Origin of the sequence: Corallococcus sp. CA053C (assembly GCF_003611675.1) — a bacterium.
In the GTDB taxonomy this organism is placed as follows: Bacteria; Myxococcota; Myxococcia; order Myxococcales; family Myxococcaceae; genus Corallococcus.
The window spans coordinates 1-10,225 of sequence record NZ_RAWA01000357.1 but is presented as its reverse complement, the minus strand read 5'-3'; the positions used below and the strand labels follow the sequence as shown (position 1 = coordinate 10,225).

The window sequence follows — 10,225 nt, the reverse complement described above, 5'->3', positions numbered from 1 at the left end:
GGCGTAAAGCTACCCCGGCGCCCGCCCCCCGTGGCCCTGGGGACATCGGGTCCGGTAGGGTCCCGGCCATGGCTGTTCCCGTGCCGGCCGGGGTGGATCCGGACCGCCTCCCCGGGCCCGTGAGGCCCCGCTCCTGGTACCTCGTGGGCCCTTCCGCGTCACTGCGGCGGGGGCAGGCACGGGGCGTCCAGCTGGGCGGGCGCGAGCTGGTGGTGTTCCGGAGCGAGACGGGCCAGGTCCACGCGCTCGCGGCCTGGTGCCCCCATCTGGGCGCGCACCTGAAGCACGGCACCGTCCAGGGCGAGCTGCTGCGCTGTCCGCTCCACCACTGGAGCTTCGACGGAGGGGGCCGGTGCCGTGCCGCACCCGGACGGAGCGATGTGTCAGCCCTGCCCGGCCCGAGCGCCTTCCCGGTGGAGGAGCGCTTCGGAGGGGTGCTGGTCTTCAACGGCCCCACGCCCCTCTTCGCGCCCCCCGACCTGGGCGGCCCGGAGCACGTGTGGAACGTGGGGGAGCCGGTGACGGTGCGCTGTCCGTGGCTGCCGCTCGTGGCGAACTCGTTCGACCTGGAGCACCTGCGCACGGTGCACCACCGCGAGCTGTGGGACACACCCACGCTGGAGCAGCCGGATCCGTTCACGCTGCGCCTGCGCTACACGTCGCGGGTCATCGGCACGGGGGCCAGCGACCGGTGGATGAAGGCCCTGTCGGGCAATCGCATCCGCGTGACGCTCAGCCTGCATGGCGGCACGCTGATGTCGGTGCGGAGCGATCTGGGCCGCGCGCAGGGGCTGCTGCTCGCGGGGCTGACGCCGGTGCCAGAGGGCGTGTCCGTGCGGCTCGCCGTCGCAGCGCGGCGGGGGCGGATTCCGGGCGCGGCGGCCGTGGCGCTCGGGGTGTCGCGGTGGCTGTACACGTCGTTCCTGCGCCGCGACCTGTCCGTGCTGGACGGCCTGCGGTTCAACGTCGCCACGGCGACCGCGGATCCGGTGATGCGCCAGCTGCTCGACTTCGCCGTCGGGCTGCCCGAGGACGCGGACGATGCGCGCTGAGGACACCCCGCCCATCCCGGCCGCGCTCAACACCTTCCTGCTCGTCGCGGCGATGGGCGCGGGGGCGCTGTGTCTGTGGACCGCGTCGCACGTGGAAGCGCTGGCGGTGCGGCTGGTGGCGGCCGGGGTGTTCTCGTACGTGAACAACACGGTGTTCTCGCTGTTGCATGAGGCGACGCACGGCGTGCTGCATCCGTCGCGGCGGCTCAACGACGGGCTCGGGCGGCTCGCGGCGACGTTCTTCCCGACGTCGTTCACGTTGCAGCGCGCCTTCCACCTCACGCACCACCGCAACAACCGCACGGAGCGCGAGCAGTTCGACTACCTGCGCCCGGGCGACCACCGCTTCCTCAAGCGAGCGCAGTGGTACGTCATCCTCACGGGGGCGTACTGGGCCTTCGTGCCGCTGGGGGCGCTCGTGTTCGCGCTCGCGCCGGGCCTGTTGCGGAGGCTGCGCGGTCCGGGCACGCGCTACGGCGAGCAGACCGGCGCGGACGCGTACCTGGGGCGCCTGGAGGATGCACCGGGCGCCACCATCCGCGCCGAGGTCCTGCTGATGGTGGCCGTGCAGGCAGGGCTCGCGTACGCGTTGGAGCTGACGCCGACAGGGTGGGCGCTGTGCTACGCGGCGTTCGCGGTGAACTGGAGCTCGCTCCAGTACGCGGATCACGCGTGGTCGCCCCTGGACGTGCGCGAGGGCGCGTGGGACCTGAGGGTCGCCGCGCCGGTGCGCTGGGTGTTCCTCAACTACCACTACCACCGCGCCCACCACCGTCACCCGCACGTCCCCTGGCTCTACCTGGGCCGCTACGTGGACGCGAACGCCCCGCGCCCGTCCTTCCTGCGCATCTGGTGCGCGATGTGGCGGGGGCCGCGCCCGCTGCCGGAGAAGGGCCCATGACGGTGGCCCTCTTCGGTACGCCGACGCTCGGGGAGTTGAAGCGCACGAGCGCGCTCGCGGTCGGCTTCGCGCTGTTCTTCCTCGCGGTCTACGGCGGCGCGAGCTGGGTGACGGGCTTCTATCCCGGCGGTCTTCGCATCGACCTGCCCTTCGAGCAGCACATCCCGTTCATCCCGGGCTGGGCCGCCGTCTACGTCAGCATGGACGCGCTGCTCCTGCTGTCCCTGTTCATCTTCCGGACGTGGCGACAGATGCTCCCCTTCGCGCTGGCGCTGTGCGCGGAGACTGTCATCGGTGCGCTCTGCTTCCTCGTGTTCCCGGTCGAGGTGGCCTGGGCGCCGCGCGCCGTCACCGGCGGTTGGATGCGGGTGTTCCAGCTCGCGGACACGATGAACCTGGAGCGCAACTACCTGCCGTCGCTCCATGTCGCCTTCGCCTGCACCGCGGCCCTCGCCTACTCCGAGCGTTCGGGCCCGGTGGCGCGCGGGCTGTTCGCGCTGTGGGCGCTGGCCATCGCGGCATCCACGCTGTTCATCCACGAGCACCACATGGTGGACGTGCTCGCGGGGGCCCTGTTGGCGTGGGCCACGTGGCGCGTCGTGGCGCCTCGGGTGCGGGACGCGGCGTTCCTCGAAGCCGTGCGGGTGGAGGCCCTCTGCGCGCGGGAGCTGTACCGCTTCGCGCGCCGGCACCCGCGCTACGGCCTCATCGCGCTCGCGCTGTATCAACAGTCCGTAGGCCGCTGGCGCAAGGCACGCCGGGCCCGCGTGGGGTTCTGCTTCCTCCAACTCGTGGACGACGTGCTGGATGGAGACCGCCCTGTCGATGGCGAGCCCTTGAGCCACATCGACGCGCTCCTCGTCCGGCTGGAGACCGGCGCGACGGATGCACCGCGCACCTCCGCGGAGTTCCACGACACCGCGACCACGCTGGGACGGGTGCTGCTCGCGGAGTTGACCGATGCCCGGGCCCGCGCGCAGGTGTTCGAGCTGGTGCGCACGATGCGCAAGGACCGCGAGCGCGTGCGCGATGGACAGTGGTGGGACGCGAGCACGCTCCAGGCCCACCACGCGGCCACGTTCCGCTTGTCGGTGGACCTGATGCTGCACGTCGCGGATGCGCAGGTGCGTTCGGAAGACGCGCCGTCCCTGCTCGCGGCGCTGGGGTGGTGCTCGGTGATGCGCGACCTGCGCGAGGACCTGGCGCAGGGCCTCTTCAACGTGCCCGCCGACGTCGCCAGCGACGCCCGCGGCAGCGGTCACGACCCGGCGGACTTCGACGCCCTGCTCGCCTCCGACGCGGGGCGTGCCTGGGCCGTCTCTGAGTACCAACGCGCCCGTGCGCTGCTGGACCGCTCCGCCTCGGAGCTGGCCGCGCTGGAGGGCCAACCTGGAGCGCCCCTGCTGCGCCTCTTCCACCGCTCCGTGGAGTCCTTCTGGGCGCGGAAGCTGCCCCGGCGCATGCCCTTCCTGCGCCCGTCCTCCGCGCTCCGGACCTCCTGAAGCAGGTTCGCGCGCGTTCGCGGCGGGCCACAGCGAGTCCCACCGAGCGTGTGACGGGATGCGGCGAACGGGTGTGCGCGTTGACGCGGACGGGACGCGGGCATCTGCTGGCGGCATGTCCGATGCCACGACCTCCGCACCCGTCCCTGGCACCAGCGCCCGCCCGGTGGATGTCTCCGAACGGGTGGCCCTGCTGGACGTGCTGCGCGGCTTCGCGCTGTGGGGCGTCTTCGTCTCCAACAGCATCACCTGGTTCAGCGGCAACGTCCTCCTGCCGCGCGCCCAATCCCAGGCGCTCGCGGCGCCTCCGTTCGAGGCCGTCGTCAACTCGCTCTACCAGTTCTTCGTGAACCAGAAGTTCGTCACCCTCTTCTCGTTTCTCTTCGGGCTGGGCTTCTCCATCCAGCTCGCACGCGCCGACGCACGGAAGTCCTCCATCGTCCCGCTGTACTCCCGGAGGCTGGCGGTGCTGGTGGGCATCGGCCTCGTGCATATGTTCGCGGTGTGGTTGGGCGACGTGCTCTCCACCTACGCGGTGTTGGGCTTCGTGTTGCTGCTCTTCCGCCAGCGCTCGGATCGGGCGGTGCTGACGTGGGCCGGGGTGCTGCTGGTGGCGGTGCCGCTGCTCGTGCCCGCCCTCCTGCACTTCATCCCCATCCTGCTACACGGCGCACAGGCTGCGGCCGAGGCGGCGAAGGCCACCGACGAGGTCGATGTGCGGGCGAAGGGACAGCTCCTCGCCGGGCTCTCCAGCGGCTCGTTCTGGACGGCCCAGGCGGCGAACGCGCGCTTCGTCACGCACATGCTGCCGCAGTCCCGACGGCTGCTCTGGATGGCGACCATCCTGGGCCGCTTCCTGCTGGGCCTGCTCGCGGGAAGGCACCTGCTCCTGCAGGACGTGGAGCGCCACCGCGCCCTGCACTGGCGGCTGTTCGTCTGGGGGCTCGTGCTGGGCGTGCTGGGCAATGGCGCGGGGGTGCTGGTGCAACGCCTGCGCATCGCCGGGCTGATGGATCCGGCGAAGGACACCTGGATGCTCGCCATGAACGCCATCATGGAGGTGGGCTACCTGGGGCTCGCCGCGGCGTACGTGGCCGCCTTCGCCTTGCTCTTCCAGCGCGAGCGGTGGCGCCGGGCGATGCAGGTGCTGGGGCCGGTGGGCCGCATGGCGCTCACGAACTACCTGCTCCAGTCGGTGGTGAGCATCTGGCTCTATGACGGCTGGGGGCTGGGCTTCATCGGCAAGCTGCCGCCCTCACGGTGTCTGGCGCTCACGCTGGCCGTCTTCGCGCTCCAGATTCCGTTCAGCCATGCATGGCTGTCGCGCTTCCGTTTCGGTCCGGCCGAATGGCTGTGGCGCTCGCTCACCTACGGCCGGATCCAGCCCATGCGGCTCGCGCCCAGGGACACGCCGGCGACCCTGACGAACTGACGAGGGGCCTTCAGGGCAGCGACGCTGCGCGCCCCATGGGAATCACCAGCGGCCCGGGCAGGTCGGGCCGCGACACCACCTCCACGCGCAACCCGAAGGTGTTCGCGATGAGGTCCGGGGTGAGGACGCCCGCCGGGGTGCCCGTCTCCACGCACCGGCCCTGGTCGAGCACGGTGATCCGGTCCGCGTAGCGCGCGGCCAGGTTCAGGTCATGCAACACCGTGAGCACCGCGCCGCCCTCGCGTGCGAAGGCCCTCGCCCGCTCCAGCACCAGATGCTGGTGGGAGAGGTCCAGGCTCGCCGTCGGCTCGTCCAGGAGCAGGTACCGGTGGCCCCGCGCGGGGCGCGTCCAAAGCTGGGCCAGCACGCGCGCCAGCTGCACGCGCTGCCGCTCGCCCCCCGACAGCGTGGTGTATGCGCGGGAGGCCAGGTGCTGCGTGTCGGTGGCGTCCAGCGCCGCGCGGGCCACCTCCAGGTCGGACGCCTCGCCGCCGCGCCGCGCGTGCGGACTGCGCCCCAGCACCGCCACTTCCAGCGCGGTGAAGCCAAAGCCCAGCGAGGACTCCTGGAGCAGCACGCCCAGCCGCTGCGCGCGTTCCACCGAAGGCCATTCGTGCAGGGCGCGTCCTTCCAGGAACACGTCGCCGGCCTTGCAGCGGAGCTCCCCCGACAGCGCGGCCAGCAGCGACGACTTTCCCGCGCCGTTGGGCCCCACCACGGCCAGCACCTCGCCGGGCCTCACCTCCAGCGACAGCGGACCCGCCACGCGCCCACGTCCGCGCCACACCTCCACGTCGCGCGCCTCCAGGCTCATGCCGCCCCCTTGCGCGCCAGGATGGCGATGAAGGCCGGCACGCCCAGCACGGAGGTGAGCGCCCCCACCGGCAGCTCCGACGGAGCGGCCAGGGTGCGCGAGAGCAGGTCCGCCGCCAGCAGCAGCGACGCACCCGACAGCGCTGACGCGGCCAGCAGTCGCCGGTGATCCGGCCCCAGCGCCATGCGCAGCAACGCGGGCACCAGCAGGCCCACGAAGCCAATCATCCCCGTGAAGGCCACCGCCGCCCCCACGCCCAGCGCGGCGGCGAGGATGAGCCGGCGCTTGAGCCGCTCCACGTCCACGCCCAGGTGCCACGCCTCGCGCTCGCCCAGGAGCATCAGGTTGAGCGCTCGCGCCTCGCGCAGCAGCAGCCCCAGGGTCAGCAGCAGCGGCACCGTCGCGGCGCCCACCGTCTCCCACGACGCGCCGCCCAGGCTGCCCAGGCTCCAGAAGGTGATGGAGCGCAGCTGCGCATCCGTCGCCGCGTAGGTCAGCAACCCCATGCCCGCGAAGGCCCCCGAGCTCACCGCCACGCCCGACAGCAGCATGCGCGCCGTGTCCGTGCGGCCTCCGCCCATGCCCAACCGCTGGGCCAGCAGCGTCGCACCCAGCGCGCCGCAGAAGGCCGCGCCCGGCACCATCAGCATGCGCAACGCCCCCACGTGAGTGCCCAGCGTCACGTCCAGCACGATGGCCAGCACCGCGCCCAGCGCCGCGCCACTGGAGGTGCCCAGGAGGCCCGGCTCCACCAACGGGTTGCGGAAGAGGGCTTGAAGCGCGGCGCCCGTCGTCGCCAGCACCGCGCCCACCATCACGCCCAGCACCACGCGCGGCAGGCGGACGGACAGCAGCACCGCGCGCTGCATCGGCTCCAGCCGTTGGGACGCTTCGCCGAATCCCAGCGCCTCCCAGAGACTGCCGAGGATGGCGAACGGAGGCACCGGCACCGAGCCAATCGCCAGCGAGGCGAGCACCACCAGCGCCAACACCCCTGCCAGCGTCACCCAGGGCCTGCTGCCCGGAAGCCGTGAGGGCACCGGCCGCGCGGCGGGCACGGGCATGGCCTCCGACGCGCTCACTTCCCGCCGCCCTTCGCCGCGGGCCCGACCCCATCCTGGAGGCGGCCCACGGCCCTGCCCAGCCCCGGCCCCAGGCCCATGAAGTCCACGTCCTCCACGGTGACGAGGCGCCAGCCCTTCACCTGCGACAGACCGGGCTGCTTCGCCAGGCCCTCCGCGCCGCCCACCGTCGCCACCGAGCCCGCGGGCAGCAACACGAAGTCCGGCGCCGCCGCCACCACGGCCTCCGCGCTGAGCGGCTTGTAGCCCTGCATCCCCGCGGCGGCGTTCACCGCCCCCGACAGGCGGATCAGCGTGTCCGCCACCGTACCGGACCCCGCCACCATCATCGCGCCCGCGCCCCGCGCGTACACCGCGAGGATGCGCGGCGGCTTCGTGCCCTTCACCGACGCCACGCGGCCCGCCGCCCGCGCGAGGTCTTCATCCAGCCTCGCCACCAGCGCCCGCCCCTGCTCGGCCGTGCCCAGTCGCTCCGCGATCAGCTGGATGCGCGAGCGCGCCGCCTCCACCGTGGGCTCGTTGGCGAACGTCTCCACCCGCATGCCCGCCTGCTTCAACTGCTCCAGCACCGCCGGAGGTCCGGCCTCCGCCGACCCCAAGAGCAGGCCCGCGCCCAATGACAGCACGCCTTCCGCCGACAGCGCGCGCTGGTAGCCCACGGTGCGCACCTTCGAGGCCTCCGGCAGCGCAGCGCTGGAGTCGTCCACGCCCACCACCCGGTCCCCCGCGCCCAGCGCGAACACCGTCTGCGTGACGGCCGGTCCCACCGTGATGAGCTTCGGCGCGGTCTTCTTCGGCTCGGGCTTTGGCTCGGTCTTCGGTTCGGGAGACGCCGCGTGCGCGGCCACGACGAACAGGGCCGCGAACAGGCCCCACCGTGAAGCCATGCGCCTCATGACGCCACCTCCACCGCGGGCAGGGTCCGGCCAAGCTCTTCCATCAACGCCCGCCACGCCGGAGCCTCCAGTTCCCCCGGCTTCCGCTTGCCGAACAGCAGCCCGATGTTCTCCCCCGCCCGGTCGAACAGCTCCAGCGAGGTGACGGTGCCGTCGCGCGTGGGCTTGCGCACCACCCAGGCGGAGTTCACCTGATCCGCGCGCACGTGGAGGTTGAAGCCCGGGTCCAACACGTTCATCCACGGCCCCATGGGCCGCACCGTGCGCACCGGACCGGTGTGGATCTGAATCGCCCCGGGGTTGCCCACGAAGATCATGATGGGCATCGCCGACGACGCGGCCCGCTCCAGCGTCCAGCCCAGCGCGTCCGGCGCCACCGGCAGCGCGAGGTCAGGGCCGGCGAGCCGCAGCGCCTGCGTGCGTGCCACCTTGAAGCGCTTGAGCAGCGCGAAGAACTCGTGCGTGTCCTGGAGCGCGCGCCAGCCGTCCACCAGGCCCGCCGCGTCGATCTCCGAATCCGGCAGGGGCACGGACTGCACGGCCACCGACACCACGTTCAACACGGCGGGCGGATCCGCGTATGTCAGCTCCGTCACCAGCGCCTCGTAGGCGGCGACGTCAGCGTCGGGCTGGAGGTAGATCTTGTGCACGGCGATGCCCGCCGCGTCGAACACCTGGAGGCTGCGGCGCACCTCGCCGGAGACGTCCTCGCGCAGCGCGAACACGAAGCACCAGCGCGACAGGAACAGCCGCAGGTCGATGTCCTCGTCCAGCACCAGCGCCATCGCGCCGTGCACCTCCACCTTGCGGTAGACGCCCTTCTTCTCGTGCACCGCGGACGCGTTGCGCGTCAGGGCCATCACCCGCCCCAGCGACTCCAGCCGGGGCAGAAGCACGTCGAAGCGCGGCTCCAGCCGCACCAGCTCCCCGCTCAGTCCGGTGACGAGCAGCTCCGCCTCACTCACCCCCAACTGCTCCGCCGCGTCGCGGATGCGCAGGCGCGGTTGCGATTCCCGCAGGGCCTGCCAGCGCTCTCGCAGCGCGGCGGTCGTGCTTCCGGACGGGTCCACCGGGGTCGTCATCACGGCTGCCCTCCCACCGGAGCCGTGACCTTCGCCCAATGCAACTTCACGTTCGCGGGGGTGCCGGCGGCGTCGTAGTACGACAGCAGCTCCACCTTGAAGTACGCCCCCTGGTCGGAGCGGACGACGTAGAGCTGCGGGCGCGGCGTGAGCGTGTGGAACTGGAGGTCGTAGAGGTACCAGCCACCGGATGCGTTGAAGACCGTGTCCGGCGTGGTGTCCACGTCGTCCCCGTCCGCGGCATCCGTGGTCCAGCCCGTCGCCGGCGCCTGGGTGAGCTGTCCGAAGGACGTGCCCGCGAGGACGGCCACCTGCACGCTGCCCGTCCCGCTGACGCCCCCGCGCGACTTCACCACGAAGCGCTGGAAGGCCAGGTCCCAGGCCGTGTCCTCGGCCGCGCTCACCTCCTTGCCCGTGTCCAGGTCCAGGCCCACCCACAGCGTCGGCTCCGTGGCGTTGACGACAGAGGTGAACGAGCCGTCGCCATTGTCTTGATGCTTCAGGTTGGCGCTGTCCTCCGGATGGACGACGGGGTCCTCCTCTTCCTCGGGGCCCGGCTGGGGTTGGAGGTCGTCACCGCAGGCGGCGCTCAGGCCCGCGACGAGCAGCGCCGCGCAGGCGCGACTCAGGAAACCGGGGCGGAACGGAATGGGGAACATGCGGACTCCTTCGGAAAAGACAGATGGTGGAAGGGAAGCTCAGAACCGGGTGGACACACCGGCCTGGAGCGTGCGGGGTGGAATGGGCAGGTCGTTGGGATTGCCCGAGTCGGTGAGGTTGCTGCCCACGACGAAAAGCTGGAGCCCGCCCGCTGGCATGAGCCAGGCGATGCGGGCATCCAGGGAGACGGTGCGGCTGGCACGGTAGGGATCCGCCTCACCGTCTCCGTTGGTATCTGGATAGAAGGGCCGCTCGCCCGTGAGCACGCCGCGCACCAGGGCCTCCAGGCCCCACGCGCGGTGACGCCAGGTGGCCTGCGCGGTGAACCGGTGCCGCGCCTGGCCTTCCAGCGCGCGCTCCAGGTCCTGATCCGTGCCATCGGTGAGCGTGTAGCCCAGCTCCACCTGGACGCGGCCGGGCAGCGACTGGCGCACGCCCAGCTCACCGCCGCGCACGCGCGCCCGGGCGATGTTGACGTACGAGTAGCGCAGCGCTTCGCCTTCGGACTGGAGCGACGCGGCGATCATGTCGCGCAGCGAGTGATGGAACACGCCCGCCCACACCATCGAGTCGCGCAGGGGCCGCGCCTCCAGGTTGAAGCTGAAGCTGCGGGAGCGCTCCGGCTTGAGGTCCGGGTTGCCGCGCACGGTGTAGCCCACCGAGGGGTTCTCGAAGTCGATGAGCAGGTCCTGGAAGGACGGCGCGCGGTAGCCCCACCCGTAGCCGCCGCGCAGCGTGAGCCACGACAGGGGCTCCACCTTCACGGCCACCCGAGGCGTCACCGCGAGCCCGAATTGTGAATCC

10 protein-coding genes are annotated in these 10,225 nt (G+C 72.1%); 4 read left to right on the top strand and 6 right to left on the bottom strand.

Annotated features, from left to right (window positions below):
- Positions 1–68: 68 nt before the first annotated feature.
- From D7V97_RS33275 to D7V97_RS33260, 4 genes are all read left to right on the top strand, one after another.
- Positions 69–1,052 carry a Rieske 2Fe-2S domain-containing protein gene (locus D7V97_RS33275; protein ID WP_120614643.1) on the top strand — a complete coding sequence of 328 codons (984 nt, stop codon included), beginning with the start codon at positions 69–71 and terminating at the stop codon, positions 1,050–1,052.
- A complete protein-coding gene (locus tag D7V97_RS33270) occupies positions 1,042–1,953 on the top strand; it encodes a fatty acid desaturase (RefSeq protein ID WP_120614642.1) in 912 nt (303 codons plus the stop codon). Before D7V97_RS33275 ends, D7V97_RS33270 begins: the two co-directional genes overlap by 11 nt.
- Complete coding sequence (locus tag D7V97_RS33265; protein WP_120614641.1) at positions 1,950–3,455, top strand: phosphatase PAP2 family protein; 1,506 nt, start codon at positions 1,950–1,952, stop codon at positions 3,453–3,455. The genes D7V97_RS33270 and D7V97_RS33265 overlap by 4 nt, the downstream gene beginning before the upstream one ends.
- Positions 3,456–3,570: 115 nt before the next feature.
- Positions 3,571–4,887 carry a DUF418 domain-containing protein gene (locus tag D7V97_RS33260; RefSeq protein ID WP_120614640.1) on the top strand — a complete coding sequence of 439 codons (1,317 nt, stop codon included), beginning with the start codon at positions 3,571–3,573 and terminating at the stop codon, positions 4,885–4,887.
- Between the two features lie 10 nt (positions 4,888–4,897).
- Here the strand turns inward: D7V97_RS33260 and D7V97_RS33255 are convergent, their stop codons facing one another.
- The 6 genes from D7V97_RS33255 to D7V97_RS33230 all read right to left on the bottom strand — a co-directional run.
- Positions 4,898–5,701: a heme ABC transporter ATP-binding protein gene (locus tag D7V97_RS33255; RefSeq protein ID WP_120614639.1), complete on the bottom strand. Its 804-nt coding sequence runs from the start codon at positions 5,699–5,701 to the stop codon at positions 4,898–4,900.
- Positions 5,698–6,765 carry an iron ABC transporter permease gene (locus D7V97_RS33250; RefSeq protein ID WP_120614644.1) on the bottom strand — a complete coding sequence of 356 codons (1,068 nt, stop codon included), beginning with the start codon at positions 6,763–6,765 and terminating at the stop codon, positions 5,698–5,700. The genes D7V97_RS33255 and D7V97_RS33250 overlap by 4 nt, the downstream gene beginning before the upstream one ends.
- Before the next feature lie 14 nt (positions 6,766–6,779).
- A complete protein-coding gene (locus tag D7V97_RS33245) occupies positions 6,780–7,679 on the bottom strand; it encodes a hemin ABC transporter substrate-binding protein (RefSeq protein ID WP_120614638.1) in 900 nt (299 codons plus the stop codon).
- Positions 7,676–8,761, bottom strand: a complete 1,086-nt coding sequence (locus D7V97_RS33240) for a hemin-degrading factor (RefSeq protein ID WP_120614637.1) — start codon at positions 8,759–8,761, stop codon at positions 7,676–7,678. The genes D7V97_RS33245 and D7V97_RS33240 overlap by 4 nt, the downstream gene beginning before the upstream one ends.
- Complete coding sequence (locus D7V97_RS33235) at positions 8,761–9,420, bottom strand: HmuY family protein (RefSeq protein ID WP_120614636.1); 660 nt, start codon at positions 9,418–9,420, stop codon at positions 8,761–8,763. The genes D7V97_RS33240 and D7V97_RS33235 overlap by 1 nt, the downstream gene beginning before the upstream one ends.
- Positions 9,421–9,459: 39 nt before the next feature.
- Positions 9,460–10,225: TonB-dependent receptor (locus D7V97_RS33230; protein WP_120614635.1), on the bottom strand; the 766-nt coding region annotated here is incomplete at its 5' end.